At 39.7% G+C, this 24,772-nt stretch carries 29 protein-coding genes and 1 pseudogene; 9 read left to right on the top strand and 21 right to left on the bottom strand.

Annotated elements, in window-relative coordinates; all coding sequences use genetic code 11:
• Positions 1-57: 57 nt before the first annotated feature.
• Positions 58-1,068, bottom strand: a complete 1,011-nt coding sequence (locus KHS79_RS21575) for a type VI secretion system Vgr family protein (protein WP_212721999.1) — start codon at positions 1,066-1,068, stop codon at positions 58-60.
• A gap of 206 nt (positions 1,069-1,274) precedes the next feature.
• On the opposite strand from KHS79_RS21575, the pseudogene KHS79_RS21570 reads away from it, so the two are divergent.
• From KHS79_RS21570 to KHS79_RS21550, 5 genes and pseudogenes are all read left to right on the top strand, one after another.
• A pseudogene (locus KHS79_RS21570) lies at positions 1,275-1,487 on the top strand (integrase core domain-containing protein); the annotation flags it as partial.
• Complete coding sequence (locus KHS79_RS21565) at positions 1,484-1,729, top strand: hypothetical protein (RefSeq protein ID WP_212721996.1); 246 nt, start codon at positions 1,484-1,486, stop codon at positions 1,727-1,729. The pseudogene KHS79_RS21570 and the gene KHS79_RS21565, both read left to right, overlap by 4 nt.
• A gap of 186 nt (positions 1,730-1,915) precedes the next feature.
• A complete protein-coding gene (gene umuC / locus KHS79_RS21560; RefSeq protein WP_212721993.1) occupies positions 1,916-2,968 on the top strand; it encodes a translesion error-prone DNA polymerase V subunit UmuC in 1,053 nt (350 codons plus the stop codon).
• A 31-nt stretch (positions 2,969-2,999) separates the two neighbouring features.
• Positions 3,000-4,208: an IS256 family transposase gene (locus KHS79_RS21555; RefSeq protein WP_212722104.1), complete on the top strand. Its 1,209-nt coding sequence runs from the start codon at positions 3,000-3,002 to the stop codon at positions 4,206-4,208.
• Between the two features lie 68 nt (positions 4,209-4,276).
• A complete protein-coding gene (locus KHS79_RS21550) occupies positions 4,277-4,504 on the top strand; it encodes a DUF4113 domain-containing protein (protein ID WP_212721979.1) in 228 nt (75 codons plus the stop codon).
• 53 nt (positions 4,505-4,557) lie between these two features.
• On the opposite strand, the gene KHS79_RS21545 is transcribed toward KHS79_RS21550, so the two are convergent.
• The 14 genes from KHS79_RS21545 to KHS79_RS21480 all read right to left on the bottom strand — a co-directional run bounded on the left by KHS79_RS21545 (position 4,558) and on the right by KHS79_RS21480 (position 16,610).
• Positions 4,558-5,883: a protelomerase family protein gene (locus tag KHS79_RS21545; RefSeq protein WP_212721969.1), complete on the bottom strand. Its 1,326-nt coding sequence runs from the start codon at positions 5,881-5,883 to the stop codon at positions 4,558-4,560.
• Positions 5,884-6,033: 150 nt separating this feature from the next.
• Positions 6,034-6,510, bottom strand: coding sequence for a hypothetical protein (locus KHS79_RS21540; protein WP_027710283.1), 477 nt, complete (start codon positions 6,508-6,510; stop codon positions 6,034-6,036).
• Positions 6,511-6,560: 50 nt separating this feature from the next.
• A complete protein-coding gene (locus KHS79_RS21535; RefSeq protein WP_212721967.1) occupies positions 6,561-7,004 on the bottom strand; it encodes a TrbM/KikA/MpfK family conjugal transfer protein in 444 nt (147 codons plus the stop codon).
• Positions 7,001-7,588, bottom strand: coding sequence for an OmpA family protein (locus KHS79_RS21530; protein ID WP_212721964.1), 588 nt, complete (start codon positions 7,586-7,588; stop codon positions 7,001-7,003). The genes KHS79_RS21535 and KHS79_RS21530 overlap by 4 nt, the downstream gene beginning before the upstream one ends.
• 11 nt (positions 7,589-7,599) lie before the next feature.
• Positions 7,600-7,971 carry a hypothetical protein gene (locus tag KHS79_RS21525; RefSeq protein ID WP_212721962.1) on the bottom strand — a complete coding sequence of 124 codons (372 nt, stop codon included), beginning with the start codon at positions 7,969-7,971 and terminating at the stop codon, positions 7,600-7,602.
• Positions 7,949-9,355 carry a TrbI/VirB10 family protein gene (locus tag KHS79_RS21520; protein ID WP_212721959.1) on the bottom strand — a complete coding sequence of 469 codons (1,407 nt, stop codon included), beginning with the start codon at positions 9,353-9,355 and terminating at the stop codon, positions 7,949-7,951. Before KHS79_RS21520 ends, KHS79_RS21525 begins: the two co-directional genes overlap by 23 nt.
• Position 9,356: 1 nt before the next feature.
• Positions 9,357-10,196 carry a TrbG/VirB9 family P-type conjugative transfer protein gene (locus KHS79_RS21515; RefSeq protein ID WP_027710243.1) on the bottom strand — a complete coding sequence of 280 codons (840 nt, stop codon included), beginning with the start codon at positions 10,194-10,196 and terminating at the stop codon, positions 9,357-9,359.
• Positions 10,193-10,951, bottom strand: coding sequence for a hypothetical protein (locus tag KHS79_RS21510; protein WP_027710244.1), 759 nt, complete (start codon positions 10,949-10,951; stop codon positions 10,193-10,195). Before KHS79_RS21510 ends, KHS79_RS21515 begins: the two co-directional genes overlap by 4 nt.
• Before the next feature lie 3 nt (positions 10,952-10,954).
• Positions 10,955-11,911, bottom strand: a complete 957-nt coding sequence (locus KHS79_RS21505; protein WP_212721957.1) for a hypothetical protein — start codon at positions 11,909-11,911, stop codon at positions 10,955-10,957.
• A 117-nt stretch (positions 11,912-12,028) separates the two neighbouring features.
• Complete coding sequence (locus KHS79_RS21500; RefSeq protein ID WP_027709875.1) at positions 12,029-12,472, bottom strand: hypothetical protein; 444 nt, start codon at positions 12,470-12,472, stop codon at positions 12,029-12,031.
• 77 nt (positions 12,473-12,549) lie between these two features.
• Entirely contained in the window at positions 12,550-13,437 is an 888-nt protein-coding gene (locus tag KHS79_RS21495) for a hypothetical protein (protein WP_212721955.1), read from the bottom strand.
• On the bottom strand, positions 13,434-15,950 hold the full coding sequence (locus tag KHS79_RS21490) for a VirB4 family type IV secretion system protein (protein ID WP_212721953.1): 2,517 nt from the start codon (positions 15,948-15,950) through the stop codon (positions 13,434-13,436). The genes KHS79_RS21495 and KHS79_RS21490 overlap by 4 nt, the downstream gene beginning before the upstream one ends.
• Entirely contained in the window at positions 15,950-16,294 is a 345-nt protein-coding gene (locus KHS79_RS21485) for a hypothetical protein (protein WP_212721949.1), read from the bottom strand. The genes KHS79_RS21490 and KHS79_RS21485 overlap by 1 nt, the downstream gene beginning before the upstream one ends.
• The gene (locus tag KHS79_RS21480) at positions 16,263-16,610 is read right to left on the bottom strand and encodes a VirB3 family type IV secretion system protein (RefSeq protein ID WP_212721946.1); all 348 of its coding nucleotides are present in this window, start codon (positions 16,608-16,610) and stop codon (positions 16,263-16,265) included. The genes KHS79_RS21485 and KHS79_RS21480 overlap by 32 nt, the downstream gene beginning before the upstream one ends.
• Before the next feature lie 107 nt (positions 16,611-16,717).
• Here KHS79_RS21480 and KHS79_RS21475 point away from each other — a divergent pair, with 107 nt between their 5' ends.
• Positions 16,718-16,984: a hypothetical protein gene (locus KHS79_RS21475; protein WP_212721944.1), complete on the top strand. Its 267-nt coding sequence runs from the start codon at positions 16,718-16,720 to the stop codon at positions 16,982-16,984.
• Positions 16,985-17,089: 105 nt separating this feature from the next.
• Here the strand turns inward: KHS79_RS21475 and KHS79_RS21470 are convergent, their stop codons facing one another.
• Together KHS79_RS21470 and KHS79_RS21465 are read right to left on the bottom strand one after the other, a co-directional pair.
• Positions 17,090-17,308, bottom strand: coding sequence for a hypothetical protein (locus KHS79_RS21470; RefSeq protein WP_212721941.1), 219 nt, complete (start codon positions 17,306-17,308; stop codon positions 17,090-17,092).
• Positions 17,309-17,375: 67 nt separating this feature from the next.
• Entirely contained in the window at positions 17,376-18,416 is a 1,041-nt protein-coding gene (locus KHS79_RS21465) for a hypothetical protein (protein ID WP_212721940.1), read from the bottom strand.
• 73 nt (positions 18,417-18,489) lie between these two features.
• Here KHS79_RS21465 and KHS79_RS21460 point away from each other — a divergent pair, with 73 nt between their 5' ends.
• Entirely contained in the window at positions 18,490-18,981 is a 492-nt protein-coding gene (locus KHS79_RS21460) for a hypothetical protein (RefSeq protein WP_027709867.1), read from the top strand.
• Between the two features lie 72 nt (positions 18,982-19,053).
• Here KHS79_RS21460 and KHS79_RS21455 read toward each other — a convergent pair whose 3' ends face one another.
• Together KHS79_RS21455 and KHS79_RS21450 are read right to left on the bottom strand one after the other, a co-directional pair.
• Complete coding sequence (locus KHS79_RS21455; RefSeq protein WP_212721938.1) at positions 19,054-19,404, bottom strand: hypothetical protein; 351 nt, start codon at positions 19,402-19,404, stop codon at positions 19,054-19,056.
• Positions 19,405-20,530: 1,126 nt separating this feature from the next.
• On the bottom strand, positions 20,531-20,890 hold the full coding sequence (locus KHS79_RS21450; RefSeq protein WP_212721936.1) for a hypothetical protein: 360 nt from the start codon (positions 20,888-20,890) through the stop codon (positions 20,531-20,533).
• A 979-nt stretch (positions 20,891-21,869) separates the two neighbouring features.
• Between KHS79_RS21450 and KHS79_RS21445 the strand changes: the two genes are divergently transcribed.
• On the top strand, positions 21,870-22,046 hold the full coding sequence (locus KHS79_RS21445; RefSeq protein WP_157365546.1) for a hypothetical protein: 177 nt from the start codon (positions 21,870-21,872) through the stop codon (positions 22,044-22,046).
• 3 nt (positions 22,047-22,049) lie between these two features.
• Positions 22,050-23,693 (top strand): hypothetical protein, encoded by a 1,644-nt coding sequence (locus KHS79_RS21440; RefSeq protein ID WP_212721933.1) that lies wholly within the window; start codon positions 22,050-22,052, stop codon positions 23,691-23,693.
• 140 nt (positions 23,694-23,833) lie between these two features.
• On the opposite strand, the gene KHS79_RS21435 is transcribed toward KHS79_RS21440, so the two are convergent.
• Both KHS79_RS21435 and KHS79_RS21430 read right to left on the bottom strand, forming a co-directional pair.
• Positions 23,834-24,259: a hypothetical protein gene (locus KHS79_RS21435; RefSeq protein ID WP_212721931.1), complete on the bottom strand. Its 426-nt coding sequence runs from the start codon at positions 24,257-24,259 to the stop codon at positions 23,834-23,836.
• Complete coding sequence (locus tag KHS79_RS21430) at positions 24,213-24,770, bottom strand: AcaB family transcriptional regulator (protein WP_027709587.1); 558 nt, start codon at positions 24,768-24,770, stop codon at positions 24,213-24,215. Before KHS79_RS21430 ends, KHS79_RS21435 begins: the two co-directional genes overlap by 47 nt.
• Positions 24,771-24,772 lie beyond the last annotated feature (2 nt).

Below are 24,772 nucleotides of genomic sequence, written 5' to 3'. Positions count from 1 at the left end.
TACTAGACAGACAGAGAACTGAGTAAGAAGACATTAGCGGTATAGCGTGTACGTTTTTTACTGCAGCACACGATTGCAAAGGGGACACTGTGAGCCTGTATGACGTACATCGAGTAACAGGTATTCCTGATTAAACACAGGATTATTATGGTCAGTCAGAGCGAAGAGCTTACCTGCACTCAGATACACACAGTTACTCTCACCATGACCACACTCTGTCGTAACCTGAAAGGCTTTAAGTAACGTTTTTACTTGTTGCTGGCCTAGATCAGGCTCTTGGTATAAGCCTCCATGATGGTAGACCTCAAAATCACCTGACCCTGTTTGCTCTGATGTTTCAAGGTTTAATGAAGGCTTGGTAAAGTTATAATCCTTGAGCGTGACCTTATTCGGCTGTAGTTTTGTCTGCAGACTAAAGTCATGAATGGCATAATCTCGCTTTAAAAGACCCGTATGCTTTACAAAAGGGATTTCAGGTGTTTCTGTTAAGCGCTTAAAAATAAACTGAGTGTCGCTAATTACCAACACATGGCGGTCGGCAGAAAAAAGAAAATGATAATGTAGGCCATCCTCTGCCAGTATTCGGTTAAAAAAGTCCAGATCACTTTCAGCATACTGTGTTGTGTATGTGCGTTGCGCTAAGGTTCCTGTGATTTCAAAGCGAAAATCATCTCCTTCAATTAACCCTGCATCCACTAATATCGTGCGCATCATTTGTTGCGCATCCTGCTGCTGAAAGATTTTTTGCTGGCTGCGGCGTGCTAAGCGATGGAGTTTTGGGGTTAACACCAACTGATAGGTAGCAAAACGACGACCCACATCCATCATCATTATGCTTTCAATACAGCCATGGATATGGCGGGGGGCTACTTCTTCAGCTAAGAGCGTTAAACAGGCAGACTTATTAATTAAGGTACTCGTCTCTAACTCAAAATTGGTCGTAGCTATAGTAACCACAAAATAAAATGGGGCTGAAACACGTTCTCTGCCGTCAAACTTAACGACTCGAAACTCATCATTACTACCTTGTACTGCAAACGTAAACAGGCTGGAGTTACCTAAACGCATACGGTTCCTTCTACTTCATACTCGCTGACCAGAGGCTAATTATCTCGGGAGTGCTTGAATCTCCAAAGTGGGATACGTAGAAGACATGAAGTAAACCGTATGATTTATGTAACTATGTGATTCAGTTGGAAAATATCAAGCTAAAGCATCATTATCGGAAATACACTAATGCTAGGAAGTGTCACGCACCTCTACCAAGAGGACACGCTTGTTGGGATAATGCTGTTGTAGAGCGCTTCTTTGGTAGCTTGAAACACGATTGGCTTTTTAAGGTGAGTCAGCCAACGAGGGAATTTATGAAACAAGATGTGGCAGCTTATATGAAGTATTACAACATAGAGCGACTGCATTCTGCCAATGGTGATTTGTCACCCATAGAGTTTGAAAATTCTCAACTAAATGTGTCCAATTTGGGTTGACCAGTACAGTTTCATATACTGTCAATGAGGAATATAAAGAAGGAAATATAATATTCGAAATTATAGGAACTACAGATAAAAATATAATTTTACGGATGGCCTTTCATTTTGCAGTAAACTCTATAAATTATGATAATAAAGGTATAAAAACAGAAATTTGGCGTTTATTAAAGTATTTTCCATTTGATGAAGAGGAAACATTTTCTGTAGACTTTGAGAGCTATCCTACTAGTCCATTATAGGTGTACCCTAAATGGACTAGTCAATTAACTAGATCCGCCTTGATATTCCATCGGTTACCCTTTGTATTCATATAGGTCTCACACCAGAAACAAGCTAGAAGGATCAGTAACAGATTGCACAAATCTTGCTCTATATTATACTGTACAAATATACAGTATATCTTATGCAACAATTTGTGAGCTTGAATGACGAAGACCTTCGCCCTCGTTGACTGCAACAGCTTTTACGCAAGCTGCGAGAAAGTGTTTAGACCAGACCTTAAGAACAAGCCTGTTGTAGTCCTATCAAATAACGATGGGTGTGTGGTGGCGCGATCCAAGGAAGCTAAGCAGCTTGGTATAAAAATGGGTGTGCCTGTCTTTAAGATTAGGGAAGAGATACAGCGGCATGGAATAGTGACATTTTCATCGAATTACACACTTTATGCTGATCTGTCTAGCCGTGTGATGCGTACGCTTGAAGCCTTAGCACCTCGCGTAGAAGTCTACTCTATTGATGAAGCATTCTTAGACTTAACGGGCGTTGAAAGTGCTGTTTCGCTTGAAGGTTTTGGTCGAGACATTCGGCAAAGGGTTGGCCAGTATACAGGGATTGCCGTATGTGTTGGCATCGCTCCCACCAAAACGCTAGCAAAGCTAGCTAACCATGCTGCGAAAGATTTTCCCGCAACTGGCGGCGTTGTTGATCTCTGCTGTTCTGAGCGTCAAAAGCGTTTGTTGGCTCTATACCCAGTTGATGAGGTTTGGGACGTTGGACGTAGGCTTTCTAAGCATTTGCATGCTCAAGGAATCATAACAGCCCTCGATCTAGCTAATGCAGATCCCAAGACTATTAGAAAGAACTTCTCTGTCGTCCTAGAACGAACAGTGAGAGAGCTAAACGGCGAGAGTTGTATTGATATTGAAGAAATAGCAGCAGCAAAACAGCAAATTGTATGTAGTCGTTCGTTTGGGTCTCGTATAACGACAACCAACGCTATGCGCGAAGCTGTTAGCGAATATGCGAGCCGAGCAGGTGAAAAGCTGAGAAGTCAGAAACGATGCACTAAAGTTGTCAGCGTATTCATTCGCTCAAGTCCCTTTAATCCAAACGAGCTACATTACAGCAACTCAGCATCTGCAACGCTAGATATGCCAACAGATGACACCCGAGACATTGTACGAGTGGCTATGCTGTTACTTGATTTCATTTGGCGAGATGGAGACTGTAAAAGATTCTGTGTAACCGCCTATTCTTAATGTTAACAATGTATAAGGATAGGCCATTATGGTGACTCAAAAAGAACTCGAAGCCTTTGCTAAAAAAGCCGCCAAGGGCATTAAAACAGAAAAAGACCTCAATCAATTTGCACAAATGCTCAAAAAGGTCACGGTTGAAACAGCTCTTAATGCAGAGTTAGAAGAATACTTAAATGATAGCAAACAAGCCCAACCTACCGAAAAAAACAGTCGAAATGGCTACTCCTCAAAGCAGTTAAAAACCGAAGATGGTTCTTTTGAACTGAATACCCCTCGCGATAGACAAGGCTCCTTTGAACCTCAGTTGGTGAAGAAATACCAAACGCGCTTTACATCCATGGACGATAAAATTCTGAGCCTTTATGCGAAAGGCATGACCACGCGAGAGATTGTGGCCTCTTTCCATGAATTATACGGTGCTGAAGTATCACCCACCTTAATTTCAAAAGTCACTGATGCGGTCATTGAACAGGTCGTTGAGTGGCAATCTCGCCCTTTAGATGAGGTTTATCCTATTGTCTACTTAGACTGTATTATGGTTAAAGTCCGTCAGGATAAACGCGTGGTGAATAAAGCAGTGTATGTAGCCTTAGGCGTTAACCTGGAAGGCCAGAAAGAACTATTAGGGCTATGGCTAGGCGAACAGGAAGGCGCTAAGTTCTGGCTCAGCGTGCTCACTGAGTTACAAAATCGAGGCGTGCAGGATATCTTAATTGCTTGTGTGGACGGCTTGAAGGGGTTTCCTGATGCGATTAATGCCGTCTATCCTGAAACACAAATACAACTGTGTATCGTCCATATGGTTCGTAATGCGGTGAAGTATGTGCCTTGGAAAGACTATAAGGCAGTCACTAGCGGCCTTAAGCGGATATACCAATCAGCTACGGAAGAAGAAGCGCTTCAAGCATTGGAGCAATTTGGAGCGCAGTGGGATCATAAATACCCGCAAATTAGTCGCTCCTGGCAACATCACTGGGAAAACCTAAGAACGCTGTTTAATTACCCTGATGACATACGCAGAGCGATTTATACGACGAATGCCATTGAATCACTCAACAGTGTCATTCGAAAAGCGATTAAAAAGCGTAAACTGTTTCCAACGGATGATGCGGCAAGAAAAGTTATTTTCTTAGCGATTCAAGATGCATCAAAAAAGTGGACAATGCCTATTCGAAACTGGAAAGCCGCGCTCAATCGATTTATGATTGAGTTTGAAGATAGACTTAGACCCTATATTTAAAACTGGGCGGATACACAGAAATATTTACAGGGTCGCGAGATGGCATTAGGTATGCCAAAGCAGGAATAATGTTAAGTGATTTCTACGAGCATGGTGTATTTCAACAGAGCTTGTTTTCTGAGTGTGGAAATGACTCTAAGAGCCAGGCTTTAATGGCTACAATCGATAAGATCAATCAAACAGGAAAAAATATTTTTTTGGCTAGTCAGGGAGTTAAGAAAGCATGGAGTATGCAGAGACACTACTTGTCCCCAGCTTACACAACCCAGTGGAAAGATTTGCCCCTCGTTAGATAACAAAAAACCCAGGAATAAAACCTGGGTTAGAAAGGTTAGTCTTGCATGCCCCCCTAACCAATATCTTGATTAATCTCATCACCAACCAATGATAAATACCGTTTAATCACTGGTACCCCTGAACCCGACTTTTTCCGTAACATAGTCTGACTAATCACTATTTGCGGATCTTCTTTGATCAATTCCTCTGTGACATCCAACAGCCGTTGTATAGATGCTGCTTTTGCATCTTCATGTTCTCTAAACTTATCAACTATTGCCAACCGCGTTTTCTTTAGCTCCTTGCGAGGTATTTCAACGATCTCATATTCAGTAAAATCAAGCTGCCATGCAGTATAGATAGTATGAGTAGAAATATTTTCATGTAAAAACATGTCTTGCAAAAACGCTGTTTCTGTTCCCTTATGTTCTTTTCGCCACGCATCATAGTGCATATGCTTAACACACTGGCCGTAGAGATTTCGAGAGTCTTTAAACAACGCATCATTATCGCCAAAAACTAGCTTCGTAGTATCGTTCAATGTACGAGCACAGCGTTGATTAATCAATGCATTCCGTTCACCTTCAGGTAAATGCTTAAACGATTGTAAAGCTTTAATTTCTGGTAAACGACGTAAATGCCAAACCCCTTTCATCACAAGCTCGGCAGGTACAATTGTATACAATACGCCTTCTCCAACAGACATTCGCTTTTTAGCTGCACCTTTAAACTCAATTTGATATTGACTCTCACCGTGCTTACTGAACTTTCCTTGATATAAAATTTCGATAGCACGGCGCCCCGTGGCAAGCGCTAAACCCAATGCCAAACGAGAATAACTATAAGTACCATTCTTAGTTTTTTCAGTTAGTAGTGATTCAATTGTCTTAAGTAACCACTGATAGTTAACGGTGATAGGGTTCCTATGCCTGTCTTGTACTAACTGGTTGTACTCTTTTTCAAGCTTCTTACATAAGTCTCCCATGCGTATAAACCGTAATACTTCATGTCCCAACTGTAACTGTTGTAGTCGTTTATGCACTGGTTGACCGTTATACTTTTCTTGTAACTGCACTAACCCTTGAATCGCATGAGACATTGGTAGTTTTAATAATTTATTTAGCTCATCTTTCAGTTCAGGGTGATATTTATAAATTACTTCTAACTGCTGGTCTAAATTGTGGTGCCGTAAATTTGCATCATAAATCTCTTTACGTGTTTTCGAGATATATTTAACGATGGTTTTTTCAGACAAACCACTTTCATGTAACTGCTTCATAAACGCTTTTGCAAGCCGTTGTAATTTTTGGGTTTTTGCAGATCGCGTGATATCTTGTTTTTCAATTTCTGCTATTTTTTGGAATAATAGCGTGATTCTTTCGTCAATTTTAAATGCCACTGTATCGCCCCCTATATCATGTATAGTGTGATACTAGCACTCTTTAAATACACCCTCAACCCCTATAACAAAATATTCACACACTTTGAATGCCAACACTTGCACAACAACAAGCAATAAACAATAAATAAGCAAAATGAGTATAAATTTTTACTTAAACAGTAACCAAAACGACAGTGATATTGTAAGTAGCACACTACAGCCAATAAAAATAAAAGGCGCTAATAACTCAATCTGGCTTTTATTGATCATGGTTACAACCTCACTTGGCTGTTCTGCTTTTTTCTCGTACGTATCAATGATAGCTTGAATAAGCCGATAACCAACAGCTTCACTTTTCACAATTAGCTTGATGGGGTCCGTTAGCTGTGATGCAGAATCATTCACCACACAGAACTGTTCATCAATCTTTTCCACGCGTAAATTTACCAGGGTTTCCATATCCAATGTGGTTGTTGCCACCACATCTACAGTGATATTTCCCATTTTTATGGGGCTACGGTAAGTGATATTGGCTTTTTTGTGATACGTACAAATCGGTGTAATTTTAAAATCCAAGTTCTCCGCCAGTAAAATATGCTGGCTACACGAATAGTGTTGGGCGCTGATCAGGTTATTTTGCATCATTGTTTTATCCTTATTATTAGGCTCACGATCCTGTGAAAGATTGCATTACGCTATAAATCATACCACCTGTTATTTCTGTAAACGGGCCGCTTATGTAACTGGTTCCAGCTGTAATTATAAAATTGCTCACAATCAGCTGGCATGTTAGCTAGAATATAAGGGTCTCCATCACGATTCCTACGATTGCGACGGTTTAATCCAGTAGCATCACAATAATCTCGGATACCTACCGCATAGATAGACGCCACTGATTGTATGGTTGGGTTTGGACAAAGCTTTAAGAAATCAGTACGTTTTTGGAGTTGTTTCGCCCACTTTTTATCCGTTATAGCATAGAAAGCTGCTAAATACGGGTTACATTGAGGTGGCGCAGCAGGCGATGCTAAACACAGCACAGCGCCACATGCCAGTACCGCTTCATCCGATAACGCATGACTCGTAGATACGCCCACCACCAACCACAGACAGAATCCATAAGTGATTAATGATTTCATCCTTGAGGCCTACTGTTGTGCTCTGCATTAAACGAAAGAAGGACCTCGTCTAACGTACTTTGCTGGCTGTCTAATGCCACCACTTGCACACCTTTAGCAGGTGCAAAGTCCCGCCCTGTTTCTGACCAAAATGCCAAAGTATGCAGTGTTTGTGCAGGGATACCATGGCCTTCCAAAAGGTACTTAACCGCTTTGGCGCGCTTTACGGCAAGGGTGGAAGTCCCAACATGGCTATGGCCATGAGAGTGGCCAATAATAAATACCTGCTTGCCTTTTAATGCAGGAAGCAAGGATTCCATGGTTTGCTTATAATTTGTCACTGCGACACTGTCATTCGCAAAATCAATAAAATACCGCGCCTGTTGCTTAACGGCTGTTACCTTGGGCGCAGGCATTTCAATCTGCTCTACTGGGGCAGGCTCCTCAATAGGCGAGGTTGTAAACGTCGGGGTAGGGCGGGTTAAATCACGTTCAATCACATTGCGTTGCTGTAATTTAAAAATACTCGCATCTTGCAAATTTAAATGTTGAGTATTACATCCAACCAAAACCAATCCACTGATTAAAAATACTGTTTTTTTCATATCCTCATTCCTTAAGGCTTAGCTGTAAAACTTAGTAATTTATGTTCACGATCTACAATTAAATAATTTTCAGGGCCAATTAACACTAATAACGAATCCATGACACTCATCGTCCTAGACATGCGAGCAATAGGCTTGATCGTTTTTGAGGCAATCTGTTGGGCATCCGTTGGTGCTGGCTCATCGAGCTTTAGTTGGTAGCCAGTATGACTAATCAGATATTCTGCAGCATCTTGCACCGTTTTAGCTTCTGGTGGCAGTACCATTCTTACATATAAATTTAGTGGTTCTAACGCTAAACTGTGTGTACTCCAACTCAATAGCACACTACTTAATGCATAACGAATTAATTTAGTTTTTTTAATTTTGAGTAATATATTCATCGAAAATGCTGCTCCATGGCGTTAAATATAAATAATCATCAAAGACAATTTTCATAGGAGTGCCTAAATCTAGCTCTTTAGTGGGCACAATATTTAGGTACTTTTGTACCAAAGGTGAAGTTTGTTCTCTTAAGCCTTCTTCCCAGTCGCCACGGACCTCTGTAGAACCGGATATGGCACTGGACCGATCACTATCTGCTGAACTGGAAACAATCGCATAAGCGGTAACACCTAAAAACTGTTCCCATAGGTGATAATCAACTGAGCCTTTAATTGCAGCAATCCCTCCACGGTCCTTTGTGGTGACTTTATTTTTTAAATTAATGGGTGAACCATCTGGCAAAATAAATTGAGTAGCAGGTAGAGCCAAGCGGTTATGCAGCACTGCATTCGGACCGCTAGAAGCAATTGAACGCCCTATAATTTCAGTACCTTTAGGAATAAGAACATTTTCATAAGCAATGTCATAAACATCATGCGTAACAATCGCACGATATGAGCCTAAATAATCACTGTTGGTGTACTCATTCAAAACTGCATTCACCACTGTACCGGGCGGAAGTCGCTTTTTACCAGCCAGCTGTACAGTAGCATCTAACTTAGAGTCAGTAGTTTGGACAACAGGTTGCGAAGCAACTTTCTGTCCCTGGGGCTGAGATTGAGGTCTAGCCAGGGCTTTAGCTAACGAGTCAATACCTGTGCCAGGATTCAACACCGCAGGTTGTACGCCAAGTTGTGACTTAAGCTGATTTATAACTGACTGCTTATCAATCACTTGCTGTGCTTTTTGCTGCACAGTTTTGAGTATATTGGGTGTATTTTCTGCTAATGTACTCCCTCCATGCTTTTCTACTGGAAATGTTATGGTTTCTCGTTTCTGGTATGAAGAAAGCGCACGCATCCGTTCACTTTTTTTGAACTCCTTTTCAACTTCGCGAATGGGGTCAGGTTTTTGATTAGCCTGTTTCAGCTTTTCCACCTCAGACATCATCAAGTTATAGCGGTTTTCCAAGTCTCGATAGCGCTGCAACAGTGCGGTATTTTGTGCGCTGTGCTGTGTACTAGCTTCATCTTCTGCATACGCTTGCTGTTGTGCTTCAAGTAGTCCGACGGGTTGCTGCGCTTGAAACTCTTCCTGTCCTTTTTGAAAACGCTCTAATGCCACCTCATATGACGAACGAGCGGTATTTGTGTTAGTTTCTTCGCTTTTAGCTGACTGATAGGGTGAAGCTGGTGTATTGTCCTTTTTAACTGGCTGATATGTCATCACCCAAATACCGCTAATAATCACCACTCCACCAAATACCATGAGTAAATACATTTGCAGCTTGCTACGATGCGTTGAAGGGCTAACAGGCGTGCTAGGTTGGCTTTCTCCTAACATGTTAGAATGCCCCCTTTGTAATACCATCCCGCCGTTCAATAGCGATTTCAATATCGTCATATTTCAAACGGAATGCAGGATAAATCCCAACAACACGATATAAATTAGTTACATCATCATATTTGGCTTGAATAATTTCAGGCTTATCCGCAACAGTAGCCTCAATGGCTAAAATACCTTTATTATCATTAAGTAAACGTATATACGTAAAACGACCATCATCGTAAACATCTGACACAATATCTTTACCAATAAAACCACTATTACTGTCCCATTGGTAACGAGTATAAATAAAATGGCGATAGCGACGTAACGCCGCTTTTACAGCATCATCCACTTTTTCCTGCTGCTGGGCACTAGCTTCCTCATACTTGGCTTTCCAAAATGTCATCTGCTGTTGTGCTTGATAAGCCGCTGGATGAATGTAATTAGTCAGTGCAGCAGTTACATTATTGAGGTTTTCACCTTTATTAATAATCGTATAGCAGGGTGTATTACGTTGATAAGTACGCCGTACATTAAAATTAAAGCTTAAACCTTGTTCACTAATCACATGCAGTGTCGTAGTTTCACCTTCTGGCTCTTTAGAATTTGGTTGAATATATAGGTGATTCGCTCCCCCCGTCTTTTCCCAAAGAGCTTCATTACCAAGAAGCATTAGTGGGCCTTTCTGACTGGTTAACACATTGTCAGGCAGTTCTATATGAGTCCAACCATTAAATGGGGCATAAATAGTGTAGATTTTTCCTGGTTCCCAGTTTATTTTTTTACAACTGTTTGCTAACACATTTACTGTTACCAGCGAGCTAGCTAATAATGTAGTTGTTATTAATTTTTTCATGATGCTGAGGCCTCTTCCTTAAAGTCCTGAAAGATTTGTGCTTGAATAATTTCAATACCCGCAGGATTAACATGCAATAAATCTTTAGCTTCCTCACGACTCCCAGCGGTTTTTTGCATAATTTCTCGTCGTGATAGCAACCTCCATTGCAACTCCACTATATCGAATGTAGGTTTACCGATGAGCGTATGGTTAGCATCTGTCTGCTCTCGACGAATATGTACTCTGGTGCGATAGATAGTACCTTCAACCAGATCCGACCCTTGCGCATCATAGTGCTGAAGACGACCAACAGTAACATTGACATACTTTTTAGCAGCAACAATATCAGCCGCTTTCTTAATTGCATTAAAGCCTTTTTTGTCATCATAAAACCAGTTGAGCATCTCTGATGTCATAAACATGGTTGCTTTGGGAAAATCTGTATTAATAGAATATGGATTACGACCATAGCGATAATGAATAAAATCACTGATTGACTTATCAATGTTAGATTGAAAAAAACGCTCTGGATCATCTGGTATTGAGAAATCAATATCCCAAGTACCATTCGGATACATTTTTACCCAAACAACTTCAGTATTCGCAACAGCCAGTGCGGATAATTCCGTGACTTTGAGATAACCATAAAAATTCAACGCAATACTGACAGCTATAATAAGATACAACCAGTTGTTGTGTATCTTTTTAAGCTCTTTTGCCACAAGTAAGCCCACTTGAGCGGCATTGGCCTGTTGTGCCTCATCCTGCTGCATTGTTTATTTCCTCATCCTGAGCAATTTAAAGACCACACCCGTCATGCTTGGGGGTTTACCCACACTCGCAGATGCTAAGATGTACGCCAAAGGACCTGCACTTGCTACAAAAACAATTCCTAACCCCGTAATTAATGTAATTTCAGTGACATTCGCAGCAGTAATTTGCAACACCTGCGGCTCTTTAACGCCACCGATAGTAAAACCGCCAAACAAGAAGGCTTCATACAGCATCAAAACGAGGACACAGGCTACACGTACAAAAAATGCAAAAAGTAAAAAACCAAGCATAATGCCAAACATTTTTTTTAGAAAATCGGAAGTTTGACGCCATGCCGCAAGAGGAATAAAAATAAAACCCACTAATTTACAAAATGCAAAACCAATAACTGACCAACCTGCTGCAACCGTCACACTTAGATTAAGCAAGCCACTAAATAGTAAAAAGGATAATGACGCGAGAATACGTGAACCTTTATCAAATAAATCCCATTCCATCCCAATCAAGCGACTCAGGATTTTTTTAATATGAATGTAAACAAAAAATTGATCGGTATTGCCAATCGCTACTTTTTGGATCGCAAAGCCCAGATCGTTAATACCAGACCACAGTAGATCTGTCAGATAATCATAGAAAAGTAGACCGGTAACACAAAGCAGAATACGTATGGTCGTCAGTACTGCAACTTCAACCCCACCTCGAAAAAAAACCCACTGAAGCAACGCATCAGCTATTGCGATAATCCCCATGACCAGCATTAGCCGCCAAACAAAGCTACCCAGGACATTCGTGCTCCCCTGGCTACCTAACACATAATTCACAAAATCACTGATTACATTCAATGTTGTTTTAAACAGCACATCACTGTTCACTGTGGCTGTTGCATCCGCAGCCAGCGCAACCCCAGGCACCAGCAACAGGAGCGCAAACAGCAACAGCGGTTTTACAGAATTTCTCATTCGTTACGCATCCTTGCAGAATAATAAAATAGGATAAAAAATATAAATATATAGAATCCTATATATATAATTTATAGGAGCTATAAAGTTAAGGGTATTACAACTTAAAAAAACAGGTTAAAAGCCACGATCATCGTACATCATTAGTTCCTCCTTAAGGATATTTTTTCGAAGCCAAAGTACTTCAAAGTCGAAGTCCTCTTCAAAAACCTCTCCTTTAACTCTCTCACTCACATGTATACTTGACCTCGCGTTATCTCTAAGTGCTCTAAGTTTAACTATAAGCTTCTGAGTATCCTGTTTACTTTTTCTGTTATATTTATTTTTACAGTAAGCATCTGTACCTCTATCAGGAATCTCATTATCTATTCTTTTTCTGATATTCTTATAGCAACTAAATAAATCTTCTACGCTTTTCGACTTTTGTTGTTTACAACCTTTCTTTAACTGCTCATGGTACTCTGCTTTTTTCTCTAAATATGGGTCAATATATGGATTGCTCGCAGCCATACCATTTAAGGTGTATATAGAACTAATAAAAGCTAAAACCATGTTTTTCATAAATACATCCTGTAAGATACCTATAAACCTTTATTTGATAAAGCTGTTGAGTAGCCAAGACCTTACTCATCAAACCATCACCAACGCCCAGTATTATCAATCTTTGTAGGTGACTGGTTTAATGCTCTTTGGATACGTTCAATACGCTCCAACCTGCCCTGAGCTTGCTTAGCAAAAATAAAATCTGAAAACTTATTCGAATGTTCAAACTGCTTTTGTTGAATCTCTTGCATTACTTGTAAATTTTCAAAAATATGCTGATTTTGCAAAGCCATTAACTGTAGCGTAGCCAACTCATTATTATTATCTAACGCAACATCACGCCTAAGCTCATCTAAGTCTGAAGACCTTTTGATAGCACTTCTTCTTTTTGTCTCAAGATCTTTCACATCAAAAGCATGGATATCAGCTAAGCGAGAACGTTGAAAGTCACGATCATAGTTAGCTAATTCTTTTTCACGCATTGCACTGGTAAAACCTTTATCTCTATACCTATCAGGAATCAGTTGGCGGCCTACTTCACTGGTTCCCAACACCCTTTGGTAAATGCGCTTAACACCTTCATCAGCGTTATAAACACCATTTTTATCATACAGTTGTATATCATCATACACAGATCGATTTGTTACTAAACGCTCATAGGCTAAGCGTTTTAACTGCTCAGGATCTTTAACGATGGTTTTCAGTCCATGTGCAATACGTTGTAAATGCTCATACTCTGCACTGAGTTTCTTATATTGATCATCAAGCTTACCGTATAGCTCGATCAATTTAGTGATTTCATTATCTGAAAGCTGCTCCAGCACCTTTTTGTTTCCCTCAGCTATCTTTTCTAGCAAGGGGTAAAGAGCAACATCCGAAGTAGGTACTCCAGTACCTCCAGAACCAAATACAATCGAACTACTCATTAGGGTTGATAAGGCGAGTGTATAACCTAGTTTTTTTGCGAGCTTTTTAAGTCTCATATTCGACATCCTTGCTGTCTCAGTTGTTTGATGGTTTCCTCAATGGCAAGGTCAGGGTTATGTTGATAACGTTTAAACAGTTCGTTGCGAATAGGTGCTTCCTGGGGCCGACTGGTACCAATGACGTACTGTGCGGGGTCTGCATTGATATTCACCACTTTAGAGATACCCACCTCACGCTGAACAATGAGCGCTTGTTTTTTAGGTTTCATTTTTTTAATCAAGGCGCACTCATCAGCACTTAAATCAAAGGCTTGTTGATACAATGAAGCATCGCCCTCTGAATCCGGCATAAAAATATAGGCCGTTGCAGCCCCTCGTACGACATGCCAGTCCGGTATCGACATGTATTCCCTAGGACCTTGGGTCCATAGCCCAAACCCACCAAAGTATTTTCCACTGGTACGAACACATTTTAATAAGGCATCTCTGGCAGCTTCGATGCTGAGCAAGTGGTGGGCTTCATCAATATCGGTGTATTTTGGAATAGTGCGTAAATGTTCATTTTCATACTGCATATACACCCGATAAAACATCTCATTCATTAAAATTGGCAGTAATTCATCGTTATCTTTGTACTGCTTTAAATTAAAAACAGAAATACGCTTTTTTAATTCGCCAATAGCATCTTCAGCAACACCATAGAGATCCCCATAATGGCTCCCTGGCAAAAATGCTGTAAGTCGTTGCTTTGTAGTGTTCATCAGCATTTCAAACACTCCTGATAAACGACCTTCGACGCCTAAGCTCATTACTTGCCCAATACACTGAATAAGGTCTTCCAGCTCTTCTGGCCGTAAAAGACGCTCTTCTTCACGGATGGTTTTGTTATTTAGTAACATCAATCGCACTTGTGTTACCAAATGGCTATAGAGCGTATCCTTTACCACAGGATCATCCAGTAGACGAAATGGGTTAAACCCAAAACCATCACCACCTATATTAATCATCGCCGCATCATCACCGTAAAAGCGGGCAAGGGGAATAGCTCCTTCATCAATATCAATCGCAGAGTACAGTGTGCCAAACTTGAGCATATGCATGGCTAATAGCATACGTAAAAAGCTTTTACCGCTACGAATAGGTCCCGTACATAACAGTAAACATTTGTCGCCCACAAACGGTGAAAAATGAAAAGGCGTACCATCAGCTGATTCCAGTATGACCAAACTCTCTTCGCTGACATTGGTAGTTTGCCAGTGTGGTAATCCGGTATGTGACTTATAGTTTAAGCTTAAGGCTGATGCCTGGGCAGCATTGTATTGTAAGTTACGGTATTTAGACTCTTTACTGCCCGGTAAACAGGCCGCATAAGCCTTTTGTATCCCTGCACTTTCCCAAATAAAGTTAAAATCAGCGGTGTTAAGTGCTTGATTAAAATCTTTTACCGTTTTTCTTAAAGCATTTAAATCATCATCAAATACCAAAATTGATGCATGATAGTGTCCGAAAATACGGTCATTTTGAATCCTGTTTAGATCCTGAATAGCCCGCTTTGCATCTTCGTTATATGCAGCATCATCACGTAATCGTTCATCCGCATTCTTAACATTACCCAGTAAAATATCACTCACTTTTAACGTTTGTTGAGCCACTTCATTTTTTTTATTTTTTACAAATAAAGATTTTTGCAACCGCGAGTACGGTTCATATCGGGTAATAACCACATAATTACCTCGCTGTAATAATGGTATTTTACCCCGTAGCCATGCAGCAGAACGGACGTGAGAGTCCCCTGACCCCGTGATTGACAACACTTTAATGTAAACTGGTACTGCACCGTGGAGTTTAAGCGCTGTACCCAGTCCTTCAATTTCTACCACTTCCTGATCACCTTGGCCGAGCAGTTCATGCCAATGAGTCGATGGTGCTTGATTGAATGTCGACTGTAAAAACACATTTTTATCAAAATTCACCAGAAAGTGATAAAGCCGCCACAGATCTGTAGTACTCATCGATTGGACGTTAAAACTGTAAGCATCTAGCCTATCACTGAGTACATGCAGCATATCTTCGGCTTGTTCTAACTGATCTTTTAATAACTCATTATTTAAATAGAGATTATCTTGCAATGAAAATAACGGTTTAATTTTTTTTATTTCACGTAAGCTAGTCATGGATTTGACCAGTTTACGCAACCTTAACAAATTTAACTCTAACCGATGAGGCCGCTTAATTTCATAACAGTGAAAGAGCTTGGAAAGGCTGAGGCCTTTTTCGTTCAAGAACTGTGCACGACGCTTCGAAACCAGCTGACTACGCGAATGATCACGAGGCATGGGAACATACTTATAACCTTCAAGATGAAGATAGAATTGCCAATAAATAGTATCACTGTATTGCTCATACAAGGACTTATACAACTGACTGAGACGACGCAAGGTCGCCTCTTCATAAGGTTGCAGTTCAATACCATGTTCAATGTTTAAACCACATAAAACATGTCCATTAGTGGTAATCATCTGTTTTTGACATTGGCCATATGCACTAATCAGCTGGCTAATGGCCTTCATTAGGTGGAACTCCCTGAATAGTTCTGAATAGCAATTACATAAGCAGTGATATTCAAAAAGACAATGCCTGCAATTACCGCACGAGCCAATGTTTGAATAGCTTTACCTTGCTGTGCGGCAAATGCCCATATCATCAGGCCTACCCCCGCAGATACAATGGTAAAACCTACCGCCCAAGGCCCCGTCATATTATTTATTAGATCCTGAAAAAATTTGTTAGGACCCGCAAATAAACCTGTAGTAGGTGCATTAAGGTTGTAAGCAGCTGAAGCCAAGGACGAATAAAACAATACACAGTATGTTGTGTAATATTTAACTAAATTTTTCGGTAGTCCTTTTTTCACTGACACTCTCTCCTTGTCGATTAAGAATAATTAATTGTTTTTTTAATGTTGGTTTACCTACAGACAAACGCCTAACAGACCATGCAGCCCACCATGACGTTAACGCTTCATAATCATCACGATAGATGACATAGGCCGTTAAAAACAAAACCGTAAATAGGGATACTCCAAACCACCAGTACACTTGAAAACTTAGCAATAAACAAAATATAAAGGCTTTAATTACATGGGGTATTGGCACACCAAGTACGGTTTTTTGATTAAAAAAACGTAAATTTTTTAGTTCGTCTGCTTCTTCCTGAAAAGACGTATCCATTTGTCACCCGAAATAATATTCAGTATGATTTCGTCAAACCTATATTATATAAGGAGTTATATAGGTTCCTTTTTCACGTCCTTTTTTAACCATTCAGGGAATGAACCATGGCAAAACTCATCACGTTTCACCTGCCACAAGAAATGATTGACGACTTGCAAGAATACATTATTGATGTCGTCAACGAAGACTGTGACCCCAAAGTGATCAATCGCTCCATGGTCATTCGCGAGCTAATACGGCTTTCTCTCGACTCCCTGGAACACCTTAATTTGGACGCAGTTTATGACTCCTATTCGCTGTACAGTGAGCTAGCGCGTGGTATTAAGTCTTATTATCACACTCACTACTTACTTCAAGAGAGTAAGCAATAATCTAGTTAACTTCCTTATTACAACTTATTAGAGTACGGTGATATAGATTATTTTTATACGAATAACACCGTATTCTATCGAATTTTATCTACACTCTGCAATAAATTATGACTTATCTATTTCACTTTTTTTCACTCGTAATTCTTCAAGTTCACGCTCTATTTTATCTCGCTCAGCTTTCAGATGACGAATATCAACCATGATTTGCTCACCTTTTTCAGCTAGCCGCCAACAGTGATCAAAGGGATCAATCTCTTTACCACAATTTAAACACTGCAATGTACGTGTCGTACAGCTTAACTTAATACGGGTATGATCACACACCACTTCACCTTGCTTGCACGTAGGTACGCATTTTCGATTGAACAACAAAATATTATGTTACCTTTCATTATGCAGCCACCAAGCATTGAAAAGCAGGCCCTAACCTATAATATTTACCTTCTCGCTCTAAAATTTGGCGATTGGTTAACTCCTGACATAACTGACGAGCTTTCGCATCCGCTATTGCTAAGCTGTCCCTTAATTTAGAATGAAAACCACTAGTAATTTCCTTTTGTTGAATCACATCAATTGCTTTTTCAATGGTTTCTTCTGACACTCCATTTCTTGCAGTTAGAACACCTTTAGTCTTAGGTTTCATATGCTGAGCCACCTTAGCAGCTGGCTGACTTGAAGCCAAAGCTAGTTCAGGGTACCCCATGATCTTAGTCTTATCACTATCCGATGTATTACTGCTAGGTTCATCAATAACTGATGCTGTACATCTTGCTTTAGTTTGCCAAACAATAAATACTAGCTTTAAGAAATCAAATACCAATCCTACCAGCAATCCCATCAGTAAGTTTACTTGTTGTGCTGTTATAGGTAAGAAAGCAGCCCACGTTATTGCAATCCCCTGATAAGCATCTATTTGTGGTGTACTACCACTCAATAACTTCAGTCGTTCTTCTTGTAGAGCTTCTTTTTCAGCAGTAAGCACTTTGATTTTGCCATTCCTAGCATTTACTTCTAAACGGATCTTCTCTGACGCCGTATATATAATCCGCTCTTTTTTGAGCTGTTCAATTTCATCCGTACGCGCTGAAATCTTATCATTTAAGACTTGGAGGTGCTCATTAACCATGGTGTGTTGCTGGTGATCATTCAGTGACACAGAAGTAACAACCCCACTTATAGTCACCACACTAATCCCAAGGCATAATACAAAAACAAATACATCAACTGTTGTCTTTTCTTGCCTCAAAATAAGCCGTTTTAAGGATTCAATACATGCTAAATCTGTAACCAAAATGAAGAGCAAAGCTAAGACAATAGCTAAGTAGCCTAAATTTTGAACAAACGTATATGCAAAATAGCTTGAAAGTAAATATGACGCTATACGTGAGGACCAAGCGCCAATGCTGATTGTGGTTATTTTAGCTAGATCCATAGCACAGTCCTTGATACATATCCTTATAACCATTAGATTATATACATAACATTTCGTTTGTAAATAAAACAATATGAATTTTTATAGTAACGCACAAATTATTGACAAGCTTAAGCGGCTATTACGAATAAAGTCAGACACTGACCTTGCTGCATACCTTAATGTACAAAGGCAGTCTATTTACCAGTACAAAGCTAGGGTAAATGATGAACAGGGAGGAAATATCCCATCTAAAATCATTAGCGAACTACTAGCTCAACTAGATAAACTTTTAAATGAGCAACCTTCAAGCATTGAATCTATACATAAGTTGTCCTTAAAAACAGCTAAAAATAGGTCATTTACTCTAACCTTTACTACTGTTAAAGATCCATCTCAGCTTGTTTATAGAGATAGCGTTATAGTTAATTTTGATGATTCCGTCATAACCTCAACTAAAATTGATCTCTTCACTACTCATTCAGGCAGCAAAATCCTTAATCTTGATAACAATCAGATAGAGCTATCTGCTACCTCATCAAAGAAGTTATTAAGTTTCTTGAACGAAATTAATGAATCATCTTAATCTGCCAGCTATCACACAAAGTAACGTATTGATGAATGAGCAGCTAAAGCTACTCATTCATCTGCAGTCAGCCTATAAAGACGACAGCGAATTGTGCACAATCCCTAAGCGAGATAGAGCATCTATTACTTGCGTGAACCTTAATGATTCACCACTAGGAGAAGTAAGTACAATCAAATCTCTGCTGTGTAAGTGCTTTACAATCAAGTACTGGCCACATCTTGCAGTGTAAAGCTCATAACAGAATTCCTGAAATGCACTTGGTTGAAGAAATAACTGCTTTGCTTCAAATATCAGCCGGTATAAATTTCTGTCAGACAAAAATTTATCTAATGAGCCATCATTTTCAACAAATTTTTCAGCAGTTAAATTAAGATCTTTCAGACAATCAAAGTTATTAAATTGAGTGAATGAGTTATTCATGTGGGCATCCTTACTCACGATAAGTGAGATAGGATACAGTTGCTCTCAATCAGAGAGACTGTATCTATCTCTCTGATTGGTGGTGACACACTTTCAGTCAGCTATAAGTGCGTGTTACTGACCATTTTTTTATACAACACGTTTAGTAAAAAAACAACTGGTTTTACTAATTCTTATACCAGCCTTACGGCAGGGCGCTTATATCCCCGCCCGCATTGGGCGAGGCTTTATGCGCATTTTTGGTAAATCCACTGTTTAGTGGAGCACTTTGGTAGGTGCCACCCATTTTCATGGAGCACTTTGGTAGGTGTCACCCAGTTTCGTGGAGCACTTTGGTAGGTATCACCCATCTTCGTAGAGCACTTTGGTAGGTGTCACCCAGTTTCGTGGAGCACTTTGGTAGGTGTCACCCAGTTTCGTGGAGCACTTTGGTAGGTATCACCCAGTTTCATGGAGCACTTTGGTAGGTGTCACCCAGTTTCGTGGAGCACTTTGGTAGGTATCACCCAGTTTCATGGAGCACTTTGGTAGGTGTCACCCAGTTTCGTGGAGCACTTTGGTAGGTATCACCCAGTTTCATGGAGCACTTTGGTAGGTGTCACCCAGTTTCGTGGAGCACTTTGGTAGGTATCACCCAGTTTCATGGAGCACTTTGGTAGGTGTCATCACTGCTTTCATCTCTAGCTCAGTGAGTGTCACTCATATAACAGAGGCACTCTGTCAAAAGTATTCTTAGGGGCTACCTTTAATCGAGAAAATCTGTGGGGTATCTGGCCCTTAACCGAGAAAATCTGTGGGGTACCTGACCCTTAACCGAGAAAATCTGTGGGGTATCTGGCCCTTAACCGAGAAAATCTGTGGGGTATCTGGCCCTTAACCGAGAAAATCTGTGGGGTACCTGGCCCTTAACCGAGAAAATCTGTGGGGTACCTGGCCCTTAACCGAGAAAATCTGTGGGGTACCTGGCCCTTAACCGAGAAAATCTGTGGGGTACCTGCCCCTTAACCGAGAAAATTTGTGGGGTATCTGGCCCTTAACCGAGAAAATCTGTGGGGTACCTGCCCCTTAACCGAGAAAATTTGTGGGGTATCTGGCCCTTAACTGACAAAATATTTGGAGTTGGCCCTTAAAGCATCATCGAGAAACAAGGCTTTTCTCTCCTAACACCAAACTGATCCACGAGGCTGGGGATTTGCCACCAAACTGATCCACGAAACTTAAAATTACCTACCAAATTGCTCCATGAACTACTGGTTTTACCACCAAATTGATCCACGAGGCTGGGAATTTGCCACCAAATTGATCCATGAGACTGGGGATTTACCACCAAATTGATCCACGAGGCTGGGGATTTGCCACCAAATTGATCCATGAGACTGGGGATTTGCCACCAAACTGATCCACGAAACTTAAAATTACCTACCAAATTGCTCCATGAACTACTGGTTTTACCACCAAATTGATCCACGAGCTGGGGATTTGCCACCAAACTGATCCACGAAACTTAAAATTACCTACCAAATTGCTCCATGAACTACTGGTTTTACCACCAAATTGATCCATGAGACTGGGGATTTGCCACCAAATTGATCCACGAAGCTGGGGATTTACCACCAAATTGATCCACGAAGCTGGGGATTTACCACCAAATTGATCCACGAAGCTGGGGATTTACCACCAAATTGATCCACGAAGCTGGGGATTTACCACCAAATTGATCCACGAAGCTGGGGATTTACCACCAAATTGATCCACGAAGCTGGGGATTTACCACCAAATTGATCCACGAAGCTGGGGATTTACCACCAAATTGATCCACGAAGCTGGGGATTTACCACCAAATTGATCCACGAGACTGGGGATTTACCACCAAATTGATCCACGAGACTGGGGATTTGCCACCAAACTGATCCATGAACTACTGGTTTTACCACCAAATTGATCGACAGTATTAATATACAACATCAGATAATTCACCTTGCTTGATGAAACCCATGAATCAAGCAGACTTTAAATCCCTCGTGAGGCCCGCAAATAAACTTTTTTATTCAAGTCACACCTCCCCCAAAGGGTAATAGTTAAAATTCTATATACGGCCTTATATGCTTAATTGGAGCTATACAACATTACACGCATACTTGATCAATGTTTTGGAGAGCCTATAGGGTATTAAATTACAACCTAAACGTCTTATATCGTAGGGATTAAGCCATGTCGAGAGTTATAAGGGATTTGAAACTTCAAAAATATCAAAGCAACTTAAAGTTTCAGTGGTTTGGTTTGTTTAAATTTGTAGAATGCTCCTAATAAACAAAAATAAATAAAGAAACAAAATAAATAAATATATTTATATATATATATTAGGTCCAAAAATTTTTGTATAAAATTTAAACAATACATGGATTGACATTAGGCACGTCATGACGTATAGTATACTAATTACACACAGCTAGTATATTTGTATAATGTCGAATAAAGATAAACACTATAACAACCACCGAAAAGACAAAGTAACATTTCAAGCTCTACTGCTTACTAATGAAGCTCAGCTCATTAGTAAAGTTAAGTCTTTAAGAAAGTTTAAAACAGGTAGAGAACTGCTGGTTACACTATGTCAAGAAGAGTTAAACCGTAAAGGTTAATTTATGAGCAATGACATATCAGCGTCACGTAAGTATATCTTACTACCTGCATCACCTACTTTATTAAAAAGTCTACAAGAGGTTACTGACCCTGATTTAATAGAGTCTTGTCGTCGAGCGTGGGAAAAGTTTACTAGTAATGAAATAAGAACTTGGTTAGGCATTGAAAGTAAAATAGCTGAACTAGTACAAAAGTTTATATATAAAGTAGAAGCTGGGGATGACTTATATAACTATTTTTATAACTTTACTCAGTCTGGAGAGTTCTTTGTAAATTTAGATAATTTGGAAATTGAAAAAAGCCCTGAGTTTCTAGTGAATGACTTTCAAAAGAAAGTTGTTTTCCAATGGAGTTCTCAAAAAATTTGTGATTTCTTGGAGATAAAAGAGTCTCTTGTAAGAAAGCATAAGTTTATACCTGAGAAGGTGTTACTTAATATCCATCAAAGTCCAATGTTTAGGTTTACTGACTTTGGAAAAACAGCAACACCTTCTTCCATAACCTATGTAATTAGAGAGCTATGGAACTCTCATGTTAATAAAGATCTGTACAAAGGGTGTAATTTTTTTGAGTTAAGCATAGCTGCATTAACTCCCCTGATAAAAAGTAAAAATATTTTTATTTATGACAAAAATATTTTGAAAAATCTAAGGGGAAAGCAATTATTATTATCTCAGATAATATATAACAATCTTTATGAAGGAAAAACTCCTGAGTGGCCAGTAAAAGGCTGGTATGATTTATTTCATTTAGGTGATAGTGAAGTAAAATGGGCGCATTTCAAAAGAAATAATCTCACTAGATATCTACCTAGAATCTCTGATGAATTTGCAATTGATCTTAAAGTTATAGAGCATAAAGAGAATAGGAATGTTGTCTCAGCTTATATTCAAATAGATGAAAAAGAAAGTGTAGATAAACCGTATAGGCTTGTTGAGCTTGAATCTCATTCTAAACAAGATGAACAACAAATTTCTAGAAAAGAAAGCTCTCAATATTATAACCAAACAGCCAAGTCCGTTGGACAATTTGAAACGGAGTATGATACATATCAAGCACAAGGTAACTATAAGTCTCAAGAGAAACTTAACGAAAAAGTAAGTTTTTCTGAGAACTTATTATCTCCAACTATTAGAAGTAACCTCGTTAAGAAGTACAGTGAACATTTTTTAGATTATAAATTGCCACAATTTACTGAAGTCAATTCAGGTAAAAAACACTCTCGTGACATGTGGATTCGAAGGTTAAAAGCATATCTTCAAAAGGGCTGGAATTGGTGGACGACAGTCAATGAAGATGAGTGGACCTCAGATAAGCTTAAAGAAGCAGTGTTTGAGAAACTTGCGCAAAACCCACATTATGACGAAGAGTATGATCGAAATCTGGCGGACTGTTTAATTGATGATTTTGTTCGTAGTAGAGGCTTAACTACAGAAGTAAGTCGTGTATTGTCATATGTTTGTGGTTCATTAGAGGTGTTTCGTGCTAAAAAAATGAACCAACTTAAACTTAATCAAGCTTATGCTGACAACACAGGTAAACATGTTGATGAGCTAAAACTAAAAAATAGATCTACGGCTGAAGAACTAAATGACTTTGGCTGGGCGGGCAAATTTAAGTTTGAATCTGGGACTGAAGACGCCTAAAAAAGGCCAGTGTACTGAAACACTGGCCTTTTAGGTTTGCGAGACATTTTGCTTTGCGACGCATCAAACAAGTCAATTATACTGCATAAGTAGTGAACTCACTACTATTTTCAAAAAATTCATTTGTAACTAGATCTGCTCTATCGTAATAAGAACTTCTGTTTTAAGGCTATCAGCTGCTCTTCTTCAAGGGCTTTTCCGTCATACCATTGAATTAACTCAGCGTACAGCTTGTACTTTGTATTGAGTACTTTTATAAAGCCTTTTGGATCATGGGCATGTATGCAGTGTAAAAAGAAAGCTGTGCTATAGTCATGTTGCTCCATACACTGATCATATAGCTGTTGTACTTGTTGGTGGTATTTTTTCTGTTGAACCGCTTTCATCACCCAAGCGTTATATTCTTCAGCCCCTTGCTTGGGATCTTCTGTCCATACACCAGGTATCATTCGATCATCAAAAGATAGGACATACCCTCCTAATGTTGAGGGTATGTAATCATCAGCAGTGGCTAGCCGCTCAAGCGGCGGCCTCGATGGTGGCGAGCCTTTTTTTCTTGTTGTCATGATAGCGTCTAGCCAGTGTTAGTATGTCCAAAATAAAGCGACGAGGCATTTTCATGATGTTTTTACGCTCACGGTAAAACACTTTGGAAGAAAATACCCCTGTGGCCTGTAAGTACAATAGCTGGTCAATGATTTGGTCAAACACTAACATAGCGCGTATGACTTGGTTATTAACTGGGTAATTATATTTACCTTGAAGCACATATTCATGCGGTTCAGAGCTGTTTACTAGTTCAAGAGCAAGGCTGGTATCTGCCAAGCCTTTTAACTCATTGAGTTTATCTGTGAGTGGTGTTAGCAAGTCATAGTGAATCTTATTATCAATAATATCCTGGGCTTTGAGAGTAACTTGCTTAATCAGCGGATCTGCATTGTTCAAGTTATACAAAATTGAAGCGATTGCCTCAACAGCTGTCTTAACTGACAGCTGCTCAGAATTGTTGAAAATGCTCGGATCGTAGATACTACAACTAACGTCATTTGCTAGTCTGAACTTTAGATGTTTCCTCATCT

Origin of the sequence: Zooshikella ganghwensis (assembly GCF_018263875.1) — a bacterium.
In the GTDB taxonomy this organism is placed as follows: Bacteria; Pseudomonadota; Gammaproteobacteria; order Pseudomonadales; family Zooshikellaceae; genus Zooshikella; species Zooshikella ganghwensis.
The sequence above is the reverse complement of the archived record's forward strand: the minus strand, read 5'-3'. Positions and strand labels throughout refer to the sequence as shown.

Bases quoted from the DNA above. Each gene is read 5' to 3' on its own strand.
- KHS79_RS21515 (WP_027710243.1), bottom strand. From the start codon at position 10,196: ATGAAAAAATTAATAACAACTACATTATTAGCTAGCTCGCTGGTAACA.
- KHS79_RS21535 (WP_212721967.1), bottom strand. From the start codon at position 7,004: ATGAAATCATTAATCACTTATGGATTCTGTCTGTGGTTGGTGGTGGGC.
- KHS79_RS21455 (WP_212721938.1), bottom strand. From the start codon at position 19,404: ATGAATAACTCATTCACTCAATTTAATAACTTTGATTGTCTGAAAGAT.
- KHS79_RS21490 (WP_212721953.1), bottom strand. From the start codon at position 15,950: ATGAAGGCCATTAGCCAGCTGATTAGTGCATATGGCCAATGTCAAAAA.
- KHS79_RS21540 (WP_027710283.1), bottom strand. From the start codon at position 6,510: ATGATGCAAAATAACCTGATCAGCGCCCAACACTATTCGTGTAGCCAG.
- KHS79_RS21475 (WP_212721944.1), top strand. From the start codon at position 16,718: ATGGCAAAACTCATCACGTTTCACCTGCCACAAGAAATGATTGACGAC.
- KHS79_RS21500 (WP_027709875.1), bottom strand. From the start codon at position 12,472: ATGAAAAACATGGTTTTAGCTTTTATTAGTTCTATATACACCTTAAAT.
- KHS79_RS21525 (WP_212721962.1), bottom strand. From the start codon at position 7,971: ATGAATATATTACTCAAAATTAAAAAAACTAAATTAATTCGTTATGCA.
- KHS79_RS21550 (WP_212721979.1), top strand. From the start codon at position 4,277: ATGTTAAGTGATTTCTACGAGCATGGTGTATTTCAACAGAGCTTGTTT.
- KHS79_RS21440 (WP_212721933.1), top strand. From the start codon at position 22,050: ATGAGCAATGACATATCAGCGTCACGTAAGTATATCTTACTACCTGCA.
- KHS79_RS21520 (WP_212721959.1), bottom strand. From the start codon at position 9,355: ATGTTAGGAGAAAGCCAACCTAGCACGCCTGTTAGCCCTTCAACGCAT.
- umuC (WP_212721993.1), top strand. From the start codon at position 1,916: ATGACGAAGACCTTCGCCCTCGTTGACTGCAACAGCTTTTACGCAAGC.
- KHS79_RS21575 (WP_212721999.1), bottom strand. From the start codon at position 1,068: ATGCGTTTAGGTAACTCCAGCCTGTTTACGTTTGCAGTACAAGGTAGT.
- KHS79_RS21435 (WP_212721931.1), bottom strand. From the start codon at position 24,259: ATGACAACAAGAAAAAAAGGCTCGCCACCATCGAGGCCGCCGCTTGAG.
- KHS79_RS21460 (WP_027709867.1), top strand. From the start codon at position 18,490: ATGAATTTTTATAGTAACGCACAAATTATTGACAAGCTTAAGCGGCTA.
- KHS79_RS21505 (WP_212721957.1), bottom strand. From the start codon at position 11,911: ATGAGAAATTCTGTAAAACCGCTGTTGCTGTTTGCGCTCCTGTTGCTG.
- KHS79_RS21530 (WP_212721964.1), bottom strand. From the start codon at position 7,588: ATGAAAAAAACAGTATTTTTAATCAGTGGATTGGTTTTGGTTGGATGT.
- KHS79_RS21495 (WP_212721955.1), bottom strand. From the start codon at position 13,437: ATGAGACTTAAAAAGCTCGCAAAAAAACTAGGTTATACACTCGCCTTA.
- KHS79_RS21465 (WP_212721940.1), bottom strand. From the start codon at position 18,416: ATGGATCTAGCTAAAATAACCACAATCAGCATTGGCGCTTGGTCCTCA.
- KHS79_RS21510 (WP_027710244.1), bottom strand. From the start codon at position 10,951: ATGCAGCAGGATGAGGCACAACAGGCCAATGCCGCTCAAGTGGGCTTA.
- KHS79_RS21430 (WP_027709587.1), bottom strand. From the start codon at position 24,770: ATGAGGAAACATCTAAAGTTCAGACTAGCAAATGACGTTAGTTGTAGT.
- KHS79_RS21480 (WP_212721946.1), bottom strand. From the start codon at position 16,610: ATGGATACGTCTTTTCAGGAAGAAGCAGACGAACTAAAAAATTTACGT.
- KHS79_RS21445 (WP_157365546.1), top strand. From the start codon at position 21,870: ATGTCGAATAAAGATAAACACTATAACAACCACCGAAAAGACAAAGTA.